This is a genomic window from Haemophilus sp. Marseille-P9675 (assembly GCF_916862695.1).
Lineage (GTDB): Bacteria > Pseudomonadota > Gammaproteobacteria > Enterobacterales > Pasteurellaceae > Haemophilus > Haemophilus haemolyticus_K.
The window spans coordinates 48,080-68,180 of the sequence record NZ_CAKASP010000007.1 but is presented as its reverse complement, the minus strand read 5'-3'; the positions used below and the strand labels follow the sequence as shown (position 1 = coordinate 68,180).

The 20,101-nt window shown below is 37.7% G+C and carries 16 protein-coding genes and 2 tRNA genes; 9 read left to right on the top strand and 9 right to left on the bottom strand.

Translation table 11 applies throughout. From position 1 onward, the window contains the following. Positions 1-21: 21 nt before the first annotated feature. The 3 genes from glpE to ilvY are packed head-to-tail and all read right to left on the bottom strand — an operon-like array spanning position 22 to position 2,128. Positions 22-339, bottom strand: a complete 318-nt coding sequence (gene glpE / locus LIX50_RS08830) for a thiosulfate sulfurtransferase GlpE (protein WP_048953326.1) — start codon at positions 337-339, stop codon at positions 22-24. Then, positions 340-1,218, bottom strand: a complete 879-nt coding sequence (rarD, locus tag LIX50_RS08825) for an EamA family transporter RarD (RefSeq protein WP_005633165.1) — start codon at positions 1,216-1,218, stop codon at positions 340-342. 31 nt (positions 1,219-1,249) lie between these two features. Continuing rightward, positions 1,250-2,128 (bottom strand): HTH-type transcriptional activator IlvY, encoded by an 879-nt coding sequence (gene ilvY, locus LIX50_RS08820; RefSeq protein ID WP_048953325.1) that lies wholly within the window; start codon positions 2,126-2,128, stop codon positions 1,250-1,252. 688 nt (positions 2,129-2,816) lie between these two features. On the opposite strand from ilvY, the gene ilvC reads away from it, so the two are divergent. The 3 genes from ilvC (at position 2,817) to LIX50_RS08805 (ending at position 10,098) form a co-directional block, all read left to right on the top strand. Continuing rightward, positions 2,817-4,295 (top strand): ketol-acid reductoisomerase, encoded by a 1,479-nt coding sequence (ilvC, locus tag LIX50_RS08815; RefSeq protein WP_048953323.1) that lies wholly within the window; start codon positions 2,817-2,819, stop codon positions 4,293-4,295. 71 nt (positions 4,296-4,366) lie between these two features. Next, positions 4,367-7,096 (top strand): autotransporter outer membrane beta-barrel domain-containing protein, encoded by a 2,730-nt coding sequence (locus LIX50_RS08810; RefSeq protein WP_226385940.1) that lies wholly within the window; start codon positions 4,367-4,369, stop codon positions 7,094-7,096. 320 nt (positions 7,097-7,416) lie between these two features. Continuing rightward, positions 7,417-10,098, top strand: a complete 2,682-nt coding sequence (locus tag LIX50_RS08805; protein ID WP_048953321.1) for a YadA-like family protein — start codon at positions 7,417-7,419, stop codon at positions 10,096-10,098. Positions 10,099-10,149: 51 nt separating this feature from the next. On the opposite strand, the gene glpX is transcribed toward LIX50_RS08805, so the two are convergent. Then, positions 10,150-11,163 (bottom strand): class II fructose-bisphosphatase, encoded by a 1,014-nt coding sequence (gene glpX / locus LIX50_RS08800; RefSeq protein WP_048953320.1) that lies wholly within the window; start codon positions 11,161-11,163, stop codon positions 10,150-10,152. Between the two features lie 150 nt (positions 11,164-11,313). Between glpX and LIX50_RS08795 the strand changes: the two genes are divergently transcribed. The 3 genes from LIX50_RS08795 to dtd all read left to right on the top strand — a co-directional run bounded on the left by LIX50_RS08795 (position 11,314) and on the right by dtd (position 12,513). Beyond that, complete coding sequence (locus tag LIX50_RS08795; protein ID WP_005627167.1) at positions 11,314-11,532, top strand: cell division protein ZapB; 219 nt, start codon at positions 11,314-11,316, stop codon at positions 11,530-11,532. A 109-nt stretch (positions 11,533-11,641) separates the two neighbouring features. After that, entirely contained in the window at positions 11,642-12,082 is a 441-nt protein-coding gene (gene mioC, locus LIX50_RS08790; RefSeq protein ID WP_048953319.1) for an FMN-binding protein MioC, read from the top strand. Next, positions 12,079-12,513 (top strand): D-aminoacyl-tRNA deacylase, encoded by a 435-nt coding sequence (gene dtd, locus LIX50_RS08785; protein WP_048953318.1) that lies wholly within the window; start codon positions 12,079-12,081, stop codon positions 12,511-12,513. The genes mioC and dtd overlap by 4 nt, the downstream gene beginning before the upstream one ends. Before the next feature lie 57 nt (positions 12,514-12,570). On the opposite strand, the gene purT is transcribed toward dtd, so the two are convergent. The 5 genes from purT to folD all read right to left on the bottom strand — a co-directional run bounded on the left by purT (position 12,571) and on the right by folD (position 16,828). Further along, the gene (gene purT, locus LIX50_RS08780) at positions 12,571-13,752 is read right to left on the bottom strand and encodes a formate-dependent phosphoribosylglycinamide formyltransferase (protein WP_048953317.1); all 1,182 of its coding nucleotides are present in this window, start codon (positions 13,750-13,752) and stop codon (positions 12,571-12,573) included. An 8-nt stretch (positions 13,753-13,760) separates the two neighbouring features. Further along, positions 13,761-14,264, bottom strand: a complete 504-nt coding sequence (gene luxS, locus LIX50_RS08775) for an S-ribosylhomocysteine lyase (RefSeq protein ID WP_048953316.1) — start codon at positions 14,262-14,264, stop codon at positions 13,761-13,763. 339 nt (positions 14,265-14,603) lie between these two features. Next, positions 14,604-15,077, bottom strand: coding sequence for a YqaA family protein (locus LIX50_RS08770; protein WP_048953332.1), 474 nt, complete (start codon positions 15,075-15,077; stop codon positions 14,604-14,606). Then, on the bottom strand, positions 15,077-15,679 hold the full coding sequence (locus tag LIX50_RS08765) for a beta-phosphoglucomutase family hydrolase (RefSeq protein WP_048953315.1): 603 nt from the start codon (positions 15,677-15,679) through the stop codon (positions 15,077-15,079). The genes LIX50_RS08770 and LIX50_RS08765 overlap by 1 nt, the downstream gene beginning before the upstream one ends. A 294-nt stretch (positions 15,680-15,973) precedes the next feature. Beyond that, a complete protein-coding gene (gene folD / locus LIX50_RS08760; RefSeq protein ID WP_048953314.1) occupies positions 15,974-16,828 on the bottom strand; it encodes a bifunctional methylenetetrahydrofolate dehydrogenase/methenyltetrahydrofolate cyclohydrolase FolD in 855 nt (284 codons plus the stop codon). Positions 16,829-17,005: 177 nt separating this feature from the next. Between folD and LIX50_RS08755 the strand changes: the two genes are divergently transcribed. From LIX50_RS08755 to rapA, 3 genes are all read left to right on the top strand, one after another. Continuing rightward, positions 17,006-17,082 (top strand) — tRNA-Pro (locus LIX50_RS08755). A gap of 48 nt (positions 17,083-17,130) precedes the next feature. Further along, positions 17,131-17,207, top strand: a tRNA-Arg gene (locus LIX50_RS08750). Positions 17,208-17,327: 120 nt separating this feature from the next. Then, positions 17,328-20,099, top strand: a complete 2,772-nt coding sequence (gene rapA / locus LIX50_RS08745) for an RNA polymerase-associated protein RapA (protein WP_048953313.1) — start codon at positions 17,328-17,330, stop codon at positions 20,097-20,099. The last annotated feature ends 2 nt before the right edge of the window (positions 20,100-20,101 follow it).

Sequence of the window (20,101 nt, the reverse complement as noted above, 5' to 3'; positions counted from 1 at the left end):
ATGCTTGAATGTGGGTAAACATTAATAAGCGGTTTCAATAGGTAATTCTGCTCTACACCAGCCATCAAATCCACCAATAATACTAAACACATTTTCATAGCCTTGTTCCACTAGAAAGGTCGCCACATTTTTACTGCTCACGCCATGATAACAACTCACAATAATGGGGGAGTCAAAATCTACTAACTCTTCAAATTGCAAAAAACTTTGATTCGTTAAATGAAAAGCACCTTTAGGGTGCGAGAGGGTAAAGCGGGCATCATCGCGAATATCGGCTAACACTGCCCCTTGCTGAACCATTTCCCATGCTTGTTGTGGTGTAATTTCTTTAAATGACATTTATAAACTTCCTTTTGCGTGCTGTTTGTACACACCATCAATCACAACAAGAATCATAGCGAGCACTAAACAAATAAAAAGCGGGTAACTTTCGGCGTCAATTTGTTCACCAATAAAAAACGATACGAAAATCATCATAATGGTTTCCACATAGCCAAGTAGGCCAAGCAAATTCATCGGTAACATGTTGCTGGCAATCACATAAGCAATCAATGCCGTGCCGCTAATTAATCCAAGCAACACAAGCAGCCCCCAAATATTAGGGTTACTTTGTTCGACCACAGCGAAATCTGTTTGTAACGCAAAATAAATACTAATTGGGATTAGGCTCAGCATCTCTAAACAAAAAGAAGCGAGATCACTATTTTTTAATGCTTTTCGAACGGAAAAATAGGTGGTATAGCCAACACAAATCACAATAGCTTCCCAAGAAAGCCCACCTTTTAGCACGATATTAGAAATCACACCTAATGCGGCAATCACGACTGCAATAAATTTGAACGTTGAAATACGTTCTTTAAAAATTAAGCGACCTGCTGCCACCATGACAATAGGCAAAAGCAAATAACCAAAAGAGACGCTCAATGAACTGCCATTATTCGGCGCCCAAAGAAAAAGCCACATCTGAAACCCCATCAATAAGCCGCAAAAAAGATAGGGCAATGCCAAGTGCGGTTGTTTTTTGATGAGTTTTAAACGATGAATCAACGCATTTTTCTGCTTAAACATAAACACGGAAAGGACAACAAAGGGAAACGTAAAAATCATCCGATAACCGAAAATATCCGTGCCACTCAAAGGTTTCAACAGCGTAGAAAAATAATACATATAGCCAAATAGAAACGAGGCAAGTAATGAAACGAGAACACCTTTAAACATAAGAAATCCTTATTCTAAACAGCCAATCATTCTATTCTAACATCGCCCAAAATGCACGGATTAAGGGTTGTTCGAGATTCCTTTTTTGGGTACAGATAACCAATTCAAAAGGCTCGATAGGCTTATCAAGATTAAGTCTGGAAATTTGGTTATTCATTGGGCTATTGTCAATGACCGCATCAGGCAACATCGCTAATCCGAATCCCAATCCAACCATCGGAACAATCCCTTCATGCCCCGCAACGGTAGCATAAATTTTCGGGTGTTTAATATGTTTCTCCCGCAGCCATTGTTCAATCCTCTGCCGAGCATGCCCTTCAACAGGGAAAATAAAAGGCATTTGCTGCCAATTAATGGGTTTTTCCTGCAGTAATTGTGTCGCCAGACAAGCCACACGCGGTGCAATTAAAGATAAGCTAATATCATCAATTTTATGAAATACCACACTCGATGGCAGATTATTCGGCTTACCCGCAATAGCGAGATCGACTTGTTGTGTTTGAATCAACTCTAAAGCAAGCGCTGGATCTCCCGTCGTCAATTGGATTTCCACTTTAGGATAACGCTGGCGAAACTCTTTAAGTACGTGCGGAAGATGGCTATAAGATGCGGTTACAGAGCAAAAAAGTTTAATTTCACCGCAAAGTTCATCTGATTCATCTTTGAGTTGTTGTTTAAATTGTTGCCAGCTTTGCCATTCTGTTTTAGCAAATTGCAAAAATTTCTCGCCATATTCAGTGAGTTTAACTTGACGGTTATCACGAATAAAAAGTGTTTTCCCTAACTCGTCTTCCAACCGTTGAATTTGACGGGAAAGGGTGGAAGGGGACATGTGGTTTTGGGTGGCGGTTTTGGCGAAGTTTTGGGTTTCTGATAATTTAATAAATAAGTTGAGATCGTTGAAGTCCATAATGATATCTATTTTATTTAAGTCAGGGTTTCGCCTGACGGCGACTTACTTTCTTTTGCTTGTACAAAAGAAAGCAAGCAAAGAAAAATACACCCCAGTTAAATCGCTGATCTTTGCTTTGTTTCAATTTTCTTTACGGCAATTTTCTAAACTCGCTGCGCTCAAACAGACGAAAATTGCCTAAAAATTGAAAGTCACAAAGGCGATTTATATGGGGCTTAAGATGTATTAGCACATTATTTGAAAGTGAAGTTGATTATAAGATTGTTTTTATAATGAAAAATATTCAATTTTTAACCGCACTTTAAATCAAAGAAAGAATAAAATATTTTCCCTTCTTTGCCACCTGAAAAATTGGAAATTTGTAGGAAATTTTCGTCTGTTTGAGCGCAGCGAGTTCAGAAAATTTCCGTTAAGCAAATTTTCAATTTTTCAGGAAATAAGGCAAAGCCGGGTGTGTTTTCTTTTTGCCTACTTTTACTTTGCACAAGCAAAGTAAAAGTAGGTCGCTCATCGAGCGAAATACGATGCAATCCACAAAAAACAAAATAATTGCGTAAATCGCAACATTACATTCCTATAATATCACTTTACGCAATCATAAAAAATCCTATAATCAAACCACAACAAAAAAATATGCAAACACAACATCATACAATTATTCACCTTATACAATTAAGGACAAAAAATGGCTAACTATTTCAACACATTAAATTTACGTCAAAAATTAGACCAATTAGGTCGTTGTCGTTTTATGGATCGCGAAGAATTTGCAGATGAAGCAAACTTCTTAAAAGGCAAAAAAATCGTTATCGTGGGCTGTGGTGCACAAGGTTTAAACCAAGGTTTGAATATGCGTGATTCTGGCTTAGATATTAGCTATGCCTTACGCCCTGAAGCGATTGCAGAAAAACGTGCATCGTTCCAACGTGCAACTGAAAATGGTTTTAAAGTGGGTACTTATGAAGAATTAATCCCAACTGCAGATTTAGTCGTAAACTTAACACCAGACAAACAACACTCTAAAGTGGTTGCTGATGTGATGCCTTTAATGAAAAAAGACTCTGCATTTGGTTATTCACACGGTTTCAACATTGTTGAAGTTGGCGAAGAAATCCGTAAAGACATTACAGTTGTGATGGTTGCGCCAAAATGCCCGGGTACTGAAGTACGTGAAGAATACAAACGTGGTTTCGGTGTGCCAACATTAATCGCAGTTCACCCTGAAAATGACCCGAAAGGCGAAGGCATGGCGATTGCAAAAGCATGGGCTGCTGCAACTGGCGGTCATAAAGCGGGTGTTTTAGAGTCTTCATTCGTGGCAGAAGTAAAATCTGACTTAATGGGTGAGCAAACTATCCTTTGCGGTATGTTACAAGCAGGCTCTATCGTATGTTATGACAAATTAGTGGCAGACGGTAAAGATCCAGCATACGCAGGTAAATTAATCCAATACGGTTGGGAAACCATTACCGAAGCATTAAAACAAGGTGGTATCACATTAATGATGGATCGCCTATCAAACAGTGCAAAATTACGTGCATTTGAACTAGCTGAACAAATCAAAGAAAGCCTTGGTTTCTTATATTACAAACACATGGATGACATCATTAGCGGTCACTTCTCTGCAACAATGATGGCTGACTGGGCAAATGGCGACAAAGACTTATTCGCATGGCGTGAAGCAACAGGTAAAACAGCCTTTGAAAATGCACCAAAATATGATGGCAAAATTAGTGAACAAGAATACTTTGATAACGGCGTATTAATGATCGCAATGGTGAAAGCTGGCGTGGAATTAGCTTTTGAAGCGATGGTTGCAAGCGGTATTTATGAAGAATCAGCTTACTACGAATCACTTCACGAATTACCATTAATTGCGAACACCATCGCACGTAAACGCTTATACGAAATGAACGTGGTAATTTCTGATACTGCAGAATATGGTAACTACTTATTCTCTAACGTAGCGACTCCAATTCTTGCAAAAGAAATTATCCTTAACCTTCAAAAAGGTGACTTGGGCGAGCCTACTCCAGTAGCGGAAATCGATAACATCACCTTGCGCGATGTAAACGATGCAATTCGTAACCACCCTGTTGAATTAATCGGTCAAGAATTACGTGGTTATATGACAGATATGAAACGTATCGCAGTTGCGGGTTAATTACTAAATCAGTAAAATTCAAGCCAACTTATTCAATAAGTTGGCTTTTTTTATAATCCAAAGGAATTCATATGAAAAATAATAAAATTTTTAACCGCACTTTTAAAGTGAGTTTGGTGGCTGTGGCGTTAGGATTAGTTAATTCGGCATGGGCAACAGATCTAACTTGCTCAAACTCAACAGGATGTCAGTATTCTTGGGGTGCATCACCTAATTGGACTTTCAACAAAAACCAACAAACATCAATTAGTGATGCAATTAATGTAACTATTACACCAGGAAACTACCAAAATATCGCTAAAACTGATATCGGAACTAGTATGCATGGAGGACAACCACTAGCCTCTAGTGATTCACTATTTGGTATTTTTGACCTTACTGATAGAAATAATCAACTTACTATTAAATCTGGTGTAAATGCCACACTTAAAGAAGACTACCCTTCAAGTTCACTTTTAGATATATCGGGGGCAGTTGCTACTTTAGAAAAAGGCTCAAAACTCATTGTTGAGAAAAATTACGCACAAATTCACAATATAACTGATGCTTATGGTGATTCAAGTGGCAACTCAGCGATTGAATCTCGTGGTGGCAAAATTAATACAGAAGCTGATATTGAAATAAATAACGATGGTTCTAGCGCAATTGAATCTCAAAAGACCTCTGTTATCAATTCATCCAATCATAGTATCAAGATGAATGGAAAGAATGATATTGCCTACGCATTATATGGTGCAGAAGATATAGCAAATATCAGTAATGTACAAATTACTGGAAATCAAGATATGCAATTTGCTTTTGACATCGGTACAAATGATGAGAATGCGGCTCAGACGGTTATAGCTAATGGTTTAAATGTAACTCTTAACAATAAAAGTGGCTTATTCACCACATCAGATAGCGGATCGCAAGCAATAACACTAACAAATTCGGAAAGTAACGCAGGTTATGGTTTACTCGCATTCCCATTGGGCGATGAGCAGTTAGTTAAAATTAATTTAGAAAATACAACATTAAATGCTACTCAAGCATTAATCTCGCTTAATGATAAAAACTTCCCTCTTGAAGCAGAAGATGAGGATGATGCATCTAATTCTACACCAGCTGGAGTCTATCATCTAAACCTTACTGCAAGTAAAAACTCCAAACTAACTGGCGCAATTCTTGAAAATCCAGATTGGCCCGTAAAAAATGAAATTAATTTGTCTATGTCTAATAGCCAATGGAGCTTCAATAAATCAAGCTCATTGAATAATTTATATGCAAACAATTCTGAAATCACATTTACCCCGACTTCTGAGTATAAAACATTAACTATTAAAGATAACCTCACTGGTTCCAGCACATTTAACCTCAATACTAATATTGCTGAAAACAAAAGCGATAAAATCGTTGTTAAAGGCACTGCTGAAGGTAATCATAAAATTGGTGTAACTAACCAAGGGGCAAATGTTGCTAACGGAAAAGTGACACTTGTAGAAACCAATGGTGGTAATGCGTCATTTAACTTAACTAATACGAATAATCGAGTAGATTTAGGTGCTTATCAATACTTCCTAACAAAAGAGGGAAACAATTGGGTATTAGCGAACTCTAAAAATGTAGTTACACCAAGTAATTCTATGGTAACTCCAAGCAACCCTGTGGTGACTCCAAGCAACCCTGTGGTGACTCCAAGCAACCCTGTGGTGACTCCAAGCAACCCTGTGGTGACTCCAAGCAGCCCTGTGGTGACTCCAAGCAAACCAGTGGTAACTCCAAGTAATACTGTAGTGACTCCAAGCAACCCTGTTGTGGCTCCAAGTAATCCTGTGGTGACTCCAAGTAATCCTGTGGTGACTCCAAGTAATCCTGTGGTAACTCCAAGTAATACTGTAGTGACTCCAAGTAATCCGGTAGTACCATCTGCAGCTCCAGTTCTACCAAGTACACCATTACTTTCAGACTTAGCAAATGCACAAGTTTCTCTTCGCCAAGCACAATTGCTTTTAGTGGAAGATGATTTAAGTGGCATTTATCAACGTCTAGGCGAAATGAAAAACGGTGAAAAAGGTAATGTATGGGTTCGTAATGTAAGTTCTCGCCAAAAATTAGCCGCACTATCGACAGGTGAGAGTAAAACTTCTGGCTTTAAACAAAACGTACATAGCTTACAAGTGGGCGCTGATGCTGCTGTAACAGATAATCTTCGTGTCGGTGGATTTGTGGGCCGTAGCCAAGCTAACGTTGATTTCAGTGGTTATTACGGTGATGGCAAAGTAAGAAGCAATAGCGTGGGCTTATATGCAGCTTACCTTGCAGATAACGGTATTTATGTAGATAACATCGTGAAATACAGCCGTTTACACGCTAACTCAGATCACACTGAAAAACGCCATTACAACGCTTATACCATTTCGAGTGAATTAGGTAAACGCTTTAGCCTTGCGAATGATTGGACAATTACCCCGCAAGCACAATTAGCGTGGACACATATTTCATCACAAGAGAATGAAGATAGCTTATCTTCTGTTTATTCTCGAATTGGTTTACGTGTAGCGAAAGGCTTTGCATTAAGTAATGGTTGGAATTTACAACCTTATGCAGAAGTAAATGCGATTACTAGCAAAAACCGTAGCAGTAAAATTCATTACACAAACAGCGCGCTTGATGTCGCAAGCAGCCGTGGACGTTTTGAAAGTGCGGTCGGTTTAAATGCTGGATTTGCAAATCATCGTTTTGGTTTAGAAGTAAGCCGTGCTGACGGTAAAAACTTCGACAAACCTTATGCAATTCAAGCGGTTTATCATTATAGCTGGTAGTATCTTACTAAACATACCTCTTAAAAGTGCGGTGAATTTTCACCGCACTTTTGTTTGTCCTAACTAAATATTCAAAGTCTTATAAATTCTAGACTCTTTTAGCTATTAAGAGAGAAATGAATTTGATTATTCTGCTGTGTTCAAGGATATCACGTGCTGTTATATCGATGACTCATTGGTTGTTTTTTTACTCAAAATAAAATAAAAAATATGAGCAAGATCACAAAATGAATATTTTTTATAAGTATGTAGAATCCCAGAAATGTATAATTTCAAATCGATTATTGATTTTAAATAGTTCAAGGATTGAGGAGAATATTTTGAAAAAACATACAATTCTTACTACAGCAAAAAGCTCAGTAGCCTTATTGCTCTTTACATTGCCTTTATCTTCTAATCTTGCCTATTCTGCCCCGTCCACAACTGGTGAAGGGAATATTGTCACTGGCGATCATGGCGTTGCAACTGGTTATAATAATACTGTGACGGCTACAAATGGCTTGGCGCAGGGTAATGATTCTGTTGCAACAGGTGGGAATATTTCTCGCAAAGAATTTGATGAAAAATTAAACGAAAGAAAGCAAACGATTGCAGATAAAAGCAAAGAGGAAAATAACCTTTCTGATATAAATAAAAAAATTGAAACTAACAATAAAGCTACTGAAGATCTAAATAAAAAAATTAATGAAATAACAGATTTAATCAAACAATCTAACGATAAAAAAAATCAAGTTACTTCGCTGAAGAATGATTTGGCCAATAAACAAAAAGAATTAGCCAAATTAGACAAAGAGCGGGAAGAGGCTAAAGAATACGCTAGTCATTATCCTTCAATCTATTCAGAGGATGAAAATGTTTCGATAAAATTCCAGAAACAACTTAAAGAACTTGATTGGAATAAACTTTCGGATAACTCTGCCGGAACAACTGGGGTACAAAAACTAGCAAAAGACCTAAAAGAGCGAGTTGAGGCTGATTACCCTAATGTTTCTGAACTTAAAAAATTTGGTATAGATAAATATGAAGTTATAGTTAATGGATATGATAACGCTAGAGGATCATTTGAATATAACAAAAAAAAGATAGAAGATACGATTAGATCTAGAAATCAACAATACTTATTTTACTACGGAGCTGGAAGAGATCTAAGTTCATACACCTCTGATCATGATGGCATTACAGATTTACTAAGAAATGTCACTTCTGTAGACCCTGTAAAAATTACAAGTATCGATAATATACCAAGCCGAATTACAGATGACTTTTTCTCATCCCAAAAACAAGATCGTTATGTACAATTTTCTACCCTACTAAATATAATAAATGGGAATAATATCATAAGTGATTTAAGTAAAGCTTATAAGCTTAATAAAATACATACTGATAATTATTACAAACCAAATTACGTAGCGAATACTGTATTTTATCTTCCACCAATAAAAGCTAGTGATGATCAAGTAAATCACAGTAATTTTTTATTAACTAGACACCATTATAATCCAAGTGATTTTGATGACATGAACGACAGTGAGGATAATCATAAAGTTGAACATCGCTTTAACACAGAAGCTGAGAAAACAAAGTATTATCTTTACTATGGTCAAACAAAAACATTTTTTGATAAATTTTTTAATGGAGAAGAAAATAACACCCCTCAGGATGTAGATCGTTTAAGAGAATGGGTAAATACATTTTATAATGACTTTGATAATCTAATTGATCGTGAAGCACCTGAAGAAAAATGGCTTTTTGATAAAAAAGACTTTCTTAAGCAACTTGAAGATGTGGAAAGTTTTGCTAAGAAAATTTCAGACTATATAGCTGTTTATGATAAGTCAATCGCTGACCCAACTCCAGAAAATAGAGGTAAACGAAACAGTTTATATGAAGAAATCTCTAAGCTAAAAAACGATTCTAAAAATTATTATGAAAATATTGAATTTAAATTTAAGGAATCTACCAAGAAATTATGGAATGAATATGCTGACGAGACAGCAAAAGAATTAACTGATTGGGCTAAAAAATTAAAACTTTATGACCCATACAATGAAGTTGTTAAGGGAATAACAGAAGCATCTGAAAAAGCCCAAAAAGCCTTAGATGACGCTCAAATAAAATTTGAGAAGATGGAAGAAGAAATCAATGATCTTAAATCTCAAGTTGAAAAACTACAATCAGCTTCGGATTCAAATAATTCAGATGAGTTAAAACGAAGACAAGAAGAACTTGCAGATAAACAAGCTGAAAAAGAAAAGCTTGAAAAAGAGCGAGCAGAAAAAGAAAAAGAATTAAAAAAACTGGAGGAAAAACTAACAAGTATCCTCGGTAAGACTGGTGAAAACTCAATTGCCGCTGGGAAAGAATCCTTTGCGAGTGGTGCAAACTCAATTGCTATTGGTACAAAAAATGAGGTAACGGGTAATAATTCTGTAGCAATTGGTGCGGGGAATAAAGTTGCATCACATAATGTGATGGTGTTAGGCAATAATGTCACTGTTGATGCAGGCTTTGATGGTGCTGTAGTATTAGGTAACGAATCTGCGCCAAGTAAACCAATGCCTGTAGAAAGTATCACTATTCAAGGCACCACTTATCGATTTGCCGGTACAAATCCAACATCAACTGTCAGCGTAGGTGCCGAAGGTAAAGAGCGTCAAATTACGCACGTTGCAGCAGGTCGTATTACCAGTACATCAACGGATGCGATTAACGGCTCTCAACTTTATTCTGTTGTCGAGGCTATTAATCAAAAAGTTACCCAACATAATAAAATGCTGAAAGCTGGGATTGCTGGTTCAGCTGCAATAGCGGGGTTACCACAAGTGCGAGGTAATGGTAAATCTATGGTTTCTGCGGGGGCAGGAAACTTCAAAGGACAAAATGCTATTGCTGTGGGATATAGCCGCTCTAGTGACAACGGTAAAGTGTTATTCCGTTTAAGCGGAAGCACAAATACACAAGGCGATGTGGTGAGCTCCGTTGGCGTAGGCTACGAATGGTAAGCTAAGCAACACAAAAGTGCGGTGAAATTTCACCGCACTTGTTGTAGATAACTAAATATTCAAAATCTTATAAATTTCAGAATCTTTACGAGCTAAGTCATGAATTGATTGTATTTTTTGGATTGCACATGATTGACCACAAATTAAGAGGGTTTCTGTAAAAGCCAAATTCCCCTTGCGAGAGATACCTTTTAGCAAATCACCATGGGTGATACCCGTTGCGGTAAATACAAGGTTGTCATCACGCACAAGATCTTCAAGTTTTAACACTTCATTGATTTTTACGTCTAATGCTTCACAACGCTGAATTTCATCGGCAGCAATTTTTTTATTTTCTTCCGTGTCACCTTTTACTTCGTTACGAGGAAGTAAACGAGCTTGCATATCGCCACCTAATGCGCGAATTGCAGCGGCAGCAGCCACACCTTCTGGTGCGCCACCGATTCCGTAAAGAAGATCGACTTCGGCATCAGGCAAACAGCACAATACGGAACCAGCCACATCACCATCAGGAATTGCCATCACCCTCACACCCAAGTTATGCATTTGTTTAATTACCGCATCATGACGTGGTTTTGCCAATACCATTACGGTGAGATCAGAAAGGGATTTTCCTAGCTTAGATGCGACTAGGCGAAGATTTTGTTCTAGTGGTAAAGTTAAATCAATCATGCCTTTAACATCGGGGCCAACCACTAATTTTTCCATATACATATCTGGTGCTTTTAAAAAGGTATTTCTGCCACCAGCAGCCAAGACAGAGATAGCATTAGACTGACCCATTGCAGTCATATGCGTGCCATCAATAGGATCAACGGCGATAGAGATCAATTCTCCCATGCCAGAACCGACTTTTTCACCAATATAAAGCATTGGAGCTTCATCAATTTCCCCTTCACCAATAACAATTTCAGCATCCATATCGATTAAATTTAGCATATAACGCATGGCTTTTACTGCAGCATCATCAGCCGCATTTTTATCTCCCCGCCCAAACCATGTATGAGCAGCTAATGCGGCCATTTCTGTTACACGTGAAAATTCAATTGCTAGGGCAGCGTTCATTTTATTCTCCTTTGACTTTTAGCCATAAAAACGGTGTGATTTTATCATTACGTTATTGAACGCATAATAATTTTTTATACAAGGCTTTAAAAAGAGGTGTGAACTAGGTAAAATACGCTTAAATTTACCCATATTTAAAAGGAAATCATTATGTCTTTAGAAATTTTAGACCAGCTTGAAGAAAAAATTAAACAAGCGGTAGAAACCATCCAATTGCTTCAATTAGAAGTTGAAGAATTAAAAGAGAAAAACGCAGAATCTCACAGAAATATCGAAAGTTTACAAACTGAAAATGAGCAACTGAAAAACGAACACCGCAACTGGCAAGAACATATTCGTTCATTGCTTGGCAAATTCGATAACGTTTAATCGTAACAAAAGGCTTAGAAAATCTAAGCCTTTTTATTTTAATCATTTCAAAAATATTCTTTTTGCTTTTTCCTCGAATGAGGGAAGAAAATAAATACAGGATAATCAAATGCACATTTGCATTCTCTCTGGCAGCACTTTAGGTGGCGCAGAATATGTTGCCGAACATTTAAACGATGTTTTAGAAACTCAAGGTTTTTCCACCGCTCTTTTTCATGGGCCAAGTTTATCCGATATCGAAAATGAAAAAATTTGGCTTGTTGTGACTTCAACTCATGGTGCAGGCGAGTTGCCAGATAATTTAAAACCGCTATTTGATGAATTAGCTAAAAATCAAAGCGATTTTTCAGATGTTCGTTTTGCGGTCGTTGGATTAGGTAATTCTGATTATGATACTTTCTGCTATGCAGCGGACAAAGTGGAGCAAACGCTTCAAGAAAAAAGTGCGGTAAAAATTTGCGAGACTTTAAAAATTGATGTTTTAAACGTGGATGATCAAGAAGGCTATGCCGAAGCATGGTTACCGAGCTTTATCGAGGGATTAAAATGATTGCCTTAATTCAGCGTGTGTCTCAAGCAAAAGTTGATGTAAACGGTGAAACAATAGGACAAATTGGCAAAGGTTTACTGGTTTTGCTTGGTGTAGAAAAAGAAGATAACCAAGAGAAAGCGGATAAACTTGCTGAAAAAGTACTTAATTATCGAATTTTCAGTGATGAAAATGACAAAATGAACTTAAATGTTCAACAAGCACAAGGTGAATTACTTATTGTTTCACAATTTACATTAGCTACGGATACACAAAAAGGTTTGCGTCCAAGCTTTTCAAGAGGTGCACCCCCAGCATTGGCTAATGAATTATATGAATACTTTATTCAAAAGTGCGGTGAGAAATTACCTGTTTCAACAGGGCAATTTGCAGCGAATATGCAAGTGAGTTTAACAAACGATGGCCCAGTGACATTTTGGCTTAATATATAAAATCTTCTATAAGATAGACGCAAGCTGAAAGGCTTGCGTCAGTGAGTATGGGAAATATTAGAGTGTAATTTCTAATTTTTGATAAGCTTGATTTACCTTTTCTAGCGCTTTTTCTACGGAAACGTCTCGTGCTAATAACACGCCTAAACGTCGGTGGCCATTAACCTCACCTTTACCAAATAAACGAATATTCGTATGGGGTTCAGCAAGCACTTTATCAATCGCACCAAATTTTACATTCTTTGATTTCCCTTCTACAACAATAGCTTTAGATGCGGATGGACTAATTAAGGTAATCTCTGGAATAGGTAAACCTAAAATGGCTCTTGCGTGTAAGGCAAATTCTGAAAGCTCTTGAGAAATAAGCGTGACCATGCCAGTATCATGTGGGCGTGGTGAGACTTCATTGAAAATGACATTATCTCCACACACAAACATTTCTACACCAAAGATGCCTCGTCCACCTAGTGCACTTGTAATTTTCCCCGCAATCGATTGCGCTTTTTCCAATGCAATATCCGACATCACTTGTGGTTGCCATGATTCCCGATAATCACCTTCTTCTTGGCGATGGCCGATTGGCGCTAAGAAGCTTGTACCATTGATATGACGAACGGTTAAAAGCGTAATTTCATAATCGAATTTTACAAACCCTTCTACAATTATTCTTCCTGCACCAGCACGACCACCTTCTTGTGCATAATCCCATGCTTTTTGAATATCGTCTTTAGATCTTAAAATACTTTGCCCATGACCAGAGGATGACATGATTGGTTTCACGACACAGGGAATACCAATTTTTTCTACCGCATTTTGGAAATCAGTAAAATTATCTACAAATTGGTAAGGCGAGGTGGGTAACTTAAGTTCTTCCGAGGCTAGTCGGCGAATCCCTTCACGATTCATAGTAAGTTGTGTGGCTTTGGCTGTAGGTACCACGTTAAAACCCTCTTGCTCTAATTCTACCAGTGTTGCCGTTGCAATCGCTTCTACTTCTGGCACGATGTAGTCAGGTTTTTCTTGTTTTACAAGTGTTTTTAATGCTTCACCATCCAACATTGAGAGTGTATAGGCACGGTGTGCAACTTGTTGTGCAGGGGCATTTTTATAGCGATCCACTGCAATTACTTCTACGCCTAATCGTTGTAGTTCAATTACTACTTCTTTACCAAGTTCCCCCGATCCCAATAGCATCACTTTTGTTGCATTAGGTGTTAATGCGGTACCAAGCGTTGTCATTATTTCTCCTATTTTAATAATGCATTATCTAATGTTAAATCTTCGTTTTTATTAATACCAACACGACGAGCAATCACATTTTTTGCGATTTCATGTGCTTCTTCTAAAGAGTGCTCTGTATATGTGCCACATTGATAAATATTTAATTCCGGGATTTGGGTTTGATCTTGTACATTTAAAATATCGTGCATTGATGCTAACCAAGCGTTAGCGACTTGTTGTTCGTCTGGTGTGCCGATGAGAGACATATAAAAACCGGTTCGACATCCCATAGGTGAAATATCAATAATTTCAACATCTTCGTTATTTAAGTGGTCACGCATAAAACCTGCAAATAAGTGTTCTAGAGTGTGGATTCCTTTTGGAGGGAGGATTTCTTTATTGGGAATGCAGAAACGTAAGTCAAAAATAGTAATATCATCACCTTTAGGTGTACGCATTGTTTTGGCCACACGCACGGCAGGGGCGTTCATTTTAGTGTGGTCTACTTTAAAACTATCAAGTAATGGCATAAATTTTCCTTATAAATCAGTTAATTAAGAATTATTTGAATGAATGTTCATTTTTTTACAATTTTTTATGAACTTTATAGCAAGGTCCTTGTCCTATAAGACGAGCAACTTGCAGTTGTTTTAATAAAATTGGTTCCTTAGGTTATTTGCCCCACATTTTTGTGGGGCTTTTTTCTTTGTATTTTTTGTTAGATTTTATTTTTTGGAATTTTTTTAATTTATGTGAACTTTTTCCTGATGGGCTTGTCTGATAGAACAAGCAACTTGCAGTTGTTTTAATAAAATTGGTTCCTTAGGTTATTTGCCCCGTATTCTTGCGGGGCTTTTCTTTTGTCCATTTTATAATAAGAAAGGTACACTGAGAAACAATAACGCGACATAACGTACCAGTTTTCCAAGAAAAATAAAAAAACAGCTCGTAATAAAGTTCAATCTAAGCCAGCCCGCTAGGGCGCAAAATAAATCGCCTACTATAGGTAGCCAACTTAATAGTAAGGTGAGTGAACCATAACGTTGAAGTTGCCTCATAACCCATAAAGTGCGGTGATTTTTTGGCCTAAATTGAGGAAGCCAGCGCCCTATTCCATAAGTAGTTAAGCTACCTAGCCCATTACCTAGTGTTGCCATAAAAAGAAGTAAAAAAATATCCGTACTTAGCCAAGTTCCTAACGCTAATTTGGGGATAGCTAATGCAATAAATATTATCTCTGAATTACCTGGTAATACCGTCGCACTTAGAAATGCACTCGCAAACATTAACCATAAGGCATGAGTTTGCCAAAAATCGGAAAGTAATCCTAATAACCATTCCATCATTTTGTGGTTATAATTTGTTGAGTCCGAATATCAAAAACATCCATTCCGGCACTTAAACCTGCTTTTACGCCCAAGTCTGCATCTTCAAAAACAATACAGTTTGTAGGATTAATCTTGATCAGCTCTGCACAGCGTAAAAAAGTTTCTGGATGAGGTTTATGCGCTTTTACATCGTCTGCACTGACAATGGCATTAAAATAAGAGGCAATATTAAGTTTATCTATCAACATATCAATAATTTTTCGATGAGAGCCCGAGCCTAACGCAATCGGTTTTTTCTGATAGAAATGTTTTACAATATCAAATGTGGGAAGCAAGGTGGATTGTGATGGAATGAGCTGATAAGATAAAGCACGTTTTGCTGTAATAACTTCATCAAGGCGCTCAAGTGGCATATTAGCCGATTTCATCATTTCCTCTGCAATGGTTCTTACGGTTGCCCCACCTAGGTTATACATGATTTGACTGTCAAATTCGTAGCCAAATTGTTTTCCCACCATTCTCCATGCTTTTGCGTGAACAGGCATAGTATCAATGAGGGTTCCATCCATATCAAAAATTAATCCTTCATATCGATCGAACATTGCATAATTAAACATTTTTACATCCTTACTTATTTTTAAATTTTTATCATTTTGCTATAAAATTGCGATCTCTTGTTTTATTTTTATAAAGATCGGTAAATTAAAGCACAAATTTTGAACAAATAGAATTCAAATACGATTGCTTCAGCAATTAGAATGTTGGAAAGTTCCTAGGCGAATTAATTAATCGATTATTGAATATTCATACGCTTGTTTTAGATTGCAATGGAATAATATTGTCCCTGACTGATAAGAAATGATTTCATTCACATTGGTGAGCAAGGTTAAAGTTAACCTTGCTTTTGAATTTTATTGCGTTAATGTTTTTTTATAGGCATAAAGTGTATTGCTCATTAACATTGCAACGGTCATTGGCCCAACTCCACCTGGAACAGGGGTAATATATGCCGCTTTTTCAGCTGCTTTGTCAAACTCTACATCGCCTACTAATTTTCCATCTACACGATTAATTCCGACATCAATGACAACCGCACTTTCTTTGATCCAATCGCCAGGAATTAAATTCGGCTTACCCACTGCAACGACAAGTATATCAGCTTGGCGAACATGACTTTCCAAATCTTTAGTGAATCGATGAGTCACAGTGACGGTTGCACCTGCTAATAATAATTCTAAAGACATTGGGCGGCCGACAATATTGGATGCACCTACAATTACCGCGTGTTTGCCATGTAAATCAATGCCTGTTGTTTCTAATAGTTTCATTACACCATAAGGTGTGCAGGCTCGTAATGTTGGAATTCGTTGACACAATCTTCCTACATTATAAGGATGGAAGCCATCCACGTCTTTTTTCGGATCAATATGTTCAATAATAGCTTCTGCATTGATTTGTTGAGGTAAGGGGAGTTGTACTAAGATACCATCAATTGTTTTGTCGTTATTGAGTTTATCGATGAGGGCTAATAATTCGGCTTGTGTAGTTGTTTCTGGTAAATCATAAGATTGGGAAAGTATGCCGATTTCTTCACAGCTTTTACGTTTACTTCCTACATAAATTTGTGATGCAGGATCTGCCCCAACGAGAATGACTGCAAGCCCTGGTGCACGTTTACCTTGAGCAATATAATGTTCAATCTCAGAGGCAACATCAGATTTGATTTTTTTTGAAAGGGTAGTACCAGAGATGATTTGTGCCGTCATTTAGTTGTCCTTTTATATGAAAAGAGAGAAAACGTTTGCTATTCTAACGGACAATGAATTTTTTACAACGGGAAATAGTGACATTTCCTAAATTGAAATAATTTTGAGCAATTAGCTTAAAAAATAAAAAAAGTCATTGACTGGTATCAAAACAAATCTATAATTAATTCAGTTTATCGGCGAGTAGCGCAGCTTGGTAGCGCAACTGGTTTGGGACCAGTGGGTCGTAGGTTCAAATCCTATCTCGCCGACCACTTCTTTTATATTGTCTTGAAATTCTGTAAAAAAGAAATCCTTTGAATGCGCCCTTAGCTCAGCTGGATAGAGCAACGCCCTTCTAAGGCGTGGGTCAAAGGTTCGAATCCTTTAGGGCGTGCCATTTATTTCTTCAATCCGTTTTTTATTCTCTTTTATTCTCTTTTATTAATTTCTTTTGCTATTTAAGCAAGCTACAATACGCCCCCAAATTTTATCAATATAAATCAGAAAGAGAATTATTATGCCCTTTGCTATTGGTCAGCGCTGGTTGAGTGAAAGTGAAAACGCTTTAGGATTAGGTATCATTACCGCATTAGATCAAAGAACTGTCGCGATTTATTTCCCTGCTGCGGATGAAACGCGTATATATGCTGCTGCACAAGCGCCTTTAAGCCGAATTGTATTTAGTAAAGGTGAAACATTATCTCATCAAGCTGGTTGGCAAGGTGAGATTTTAGACGTTCAAAATATGAACGGTTTACTCTTTTATTTAGTTAAAAATCCACAAGGTGAAGATGTCATTGTGCAAGAACGTGATATTTCACCGATTATTTCTTTTAGCCAAGCGAAAGATCGTTTGTTTTCAGCGCAAATTGATCGCAGCAGTCATTTTGCATTGCGTTATCGCACGCTTTGTCATCAGCAAGCACAATTTAAATCGCCATTGCGTGGTTTGCGTGGAACGCGTGCGGGTTTAATTCCTCATCAGCTTCATATTGCAGCTGAAGTCGGTAATCGAGTTAATCCTCGTGTGTTATTGGCGGATGAGGTTGGTTTAGGGAAAACCATTGAAGCTGGAATGATTTTGCAGAATCAACTTTTTGCTGAGAAAGTGCAACGTGTTCTTATTATCGTGCCAGAAACGTTGCAACATCAATGGCTGGTGGAAATGCTTCGTCGTTTTAATTTGCATTTTTCACTTTTTGATGAAGAACGTTGCAACGATTTTGATCTTGATGCCGTTAATCCATTTACAACTGAAAGCTTAATTATCTGTTCGCTGAATTGGTTAGCAACTCATCCAAACCGAGTAGAGCAGGCGCTTGATGCTCAATTTGACTGTTTAATTGTGGATGAGGCACATCACCTCGTGTGGTCAGAATCTTCACCGAGTGTAGCTTATTTATTAGTTGAACAGCTTGCTCGTATTATTCCCTCTGTCTTGTTACTTACTGCAACTCCAGAGCAACTTGGGCAAGAAAGTCATTTTGCTCGTTTGCGCTTACTGGATCCAGAACGTTTCTTTGATTATCAAACCTTTGTGAAAGAGCAGGAACACTATCAACCTGTGGTTAACGCTGTTGAATCTTTGCTGGCAAATAAGGCATTAAGTGCGGTAGAAAAAAATCATATTTCTGATTTGTTGCTTGAACAAGATGTCGAGCCACTTTTTAACGCGATTGCATCAAATAATGATGAAGAACAACAGCGTACCCGTCAGGAACTGATCCAATCCTTAATTGATCGTCACGGCACTGGGCGAATGCTGTTCCGCAATACACGTCAAGGCGTGAAAGGTTTTCCGCACCGTGTTTACCACCAAATTACACTCTCGGAAGAGAATGATAAAATTGATTGGCTGATTGATTTCCTCAAACTCCATCGCGATGAAAAAATTTTTGTGATTTGTCAGACTGCGGCCACGGCGATTCAGTTAGAACAAATTTTACGTGAACGTGAGGCGATTCGTGCCGCAGTGTTCCACGAAAAAATGTCGATTATTGAACGAGATAGAGCCGCAGGGTATTTTGCGGATTTAGAAAACGGCGCACAGGTTTTACTTAGCTCGAGTATTGGGTCGGAAGGGCGTAATTTCCAATTTGCGGCAAATTTAGTGTTATTTGATTTACCGACAAATCCTGATTTATTGGAACAATGTATTGGCCGATTAGATCGTATTGGACAAAAACGTGATGTGCAAATTTATGTGCCTTGTGCGAAAGATTCGCCTCAAAGTCGTTTAGCGCGTTGGTACAATGAGGGACTAAATGCTTTTGAACAAACTTGTCCAATGGGAATGGCATTATTTTTTCAGTTTGCCGATGCGTTGGAAAAAGTGCGGTCAAATTCTACCGCACTTTCAGAGAATGAATTTTCTGAATTATTAAAACAAACTAAAACTGCGCGAGAAAAACTCAAGATTGAGTTAGAAAAAGGTCGGGATCGTTTATTAGAGCTAAATTCTCATGGCGGTGAGCAAGCACAAGCGCTAGCGGATCAAATTGCTGATGAAGATAATTCGCCTGATCTTGTGAATTTTGCTTTAAAATTATTTGATATTATTGGCGTAGAGCAAGAGGATCTTGGGGCTAATAGTATTGTAATTAGTCCAACTGGGACAATGCTTGTGCCCGATTTTCCAGGTTTAAAAGAAGAAGGTGTGACAGTTACCTTTGATCGAGAACTTGCCCTTGCTCGCGAAGAAATGGAATTCTTGACTTGGGATCATCCTATGATTCGTCAAGGTATTGATCTTGTTGCTTCGGGTGATATTGGCAAAGCCGCAATGGCATTGCTTGTAAATAAACAACTGCCAGTAGGAACCTTATTAATTGAATTGATTTACGTGGTGGAAAGCCAATCGCCAAAAGGGTTACAGCTCAATCGTTTCTTGCCGCCAACGCCTATTCGTCTGTTGCTTGATAACAAAGGAAATAACATTGGTGAGCAGGTTGCTTTTGAAACATTGCATAGCAAATTGAAACCACTTGGTAAAAATATTGCTAATCAAATGGTGAAAATGACACGGAATAATATTGAAGCCTTGATTACACGAGGCGATCAGCTTGTAAAATCTTTAGCTGAACCGATTATTGCTGAAGCTAAAAATCAAGCAGATCAACAATTAAGCTCAGAAATTAACCGTTTACAGGCTTTGCGAGCTGTGAATAAAAATATTCGTCAAAGCGAAATTGATATTTTGGAACAACAACGAACACAATCACTAGATGAGCTTTCTAAAGCAAATTGGCGTTTGGATTGCTTGCGTGTTATTGTGACGAACAAGGAATAAAA

Excerpts from the sequence above, each read along its gene's own strand:
- mioC (WP_048953319.1), top strand. The coding sequence starts at position 11,642 with ATGCACATTTGCATTCTCTCTGGCAGCACTTTAGGTGGCGCAGAATAT.
- ilvY (WP_048953325.1), bottom strand. The coding sequence starts at position 2,128 with ATGGACTTCAACGATCTCAACTTATTTATTAAATTATCAGAAACCCAA.
- luxS (WP_048953316.1), bottom strand. The coding sequence starts at position 14,264 with ATGCCATTACTTGATAGTTTTAAAGTAGACCACACTAAAATGAACGCC.
- LIX50_RS08770 (WP_048953332.1), bottom strand. The coding sequence starts at position 15,077 with ATGGAATGGTTATTAGGATTACTTTCCGATTTTTGGCAAACTCATGCC.
- rarD (WP_005633165.1), bottom strand. The coding sequence starts at position 1,218 with ATGTTTAAAGGTGTTCTCGTTTCATTACTTGCCTCGTTTCTATTTGGC.
- dtd (WP_048953318.1), top strand. The coding sequence starts at position 12,079 with ATGATTGCCTTAATTCAGCGTGTGTCTCAAGCAAAAGTTGATGTAAAC.
- LIX50_RS08810 (WP_226385940.1), top strand. The coding sequence starts at position 4,367 with ATGAAAAATAATAAAATTTTTAACCGCACTTTTAAAGTGAGTTTGGTG.
- glpX (WP_048953320.1), bottom strand. The coding sequence starts at position 11,163 with ATGAACGCTGCCCTAGCAATTGAATTTTCACGTGTAACAGAAATGGCC.
- LIX50_RS08795 (WP_005627167.1), top strand. The coding sequence starts at position 11,314 with ATGTCTTTAGAAATTTTAGACCAGCTTGAAGAAAAAATTAAACAAGCG.
- folD (WP_048953314.1), bottom strand. The coding sequence starts at position 16,828 with ATGACGGCACAAATCATCTCTGGTACTACCCTTTCAAAAAAAATCAAA.
- LIX50_RS08765 (WP_048953315.1), bottom strand. The coding sequence starts at position 15,679 with ATGTTTAATTATGCAATGTTCGATCGATATGAAGGATTAATTTTTGAT.
- ilvC (WP_048953323.1), top strand. The coding sequence starts at position 2,817 with ATGGCTAACTATTTCAACACATTAAATTTACGTCAAAAATTAGACCAA.
- purT (WP_048953317.1), bottom strand. The coding sequence starts at position 13,752 with ATGACAACGCTTGGTACCGCATTAACACCTAATGCAACAAAAGTGATG.
- glpE (WP_048953326.1), bottom strand. The coding sequence starts at position 339 with ATGTCATTTAAAGAAATTACACCACAACAAGCATGGGAAATGGTTCAG.
- rapA (WP_048953313.1), top strand. The coding sequence starts at position 17,328 with ATGCCCTTTGCTATTGGTCAGCGCTGGTTGAGTGAAAGTGAAAACGCT.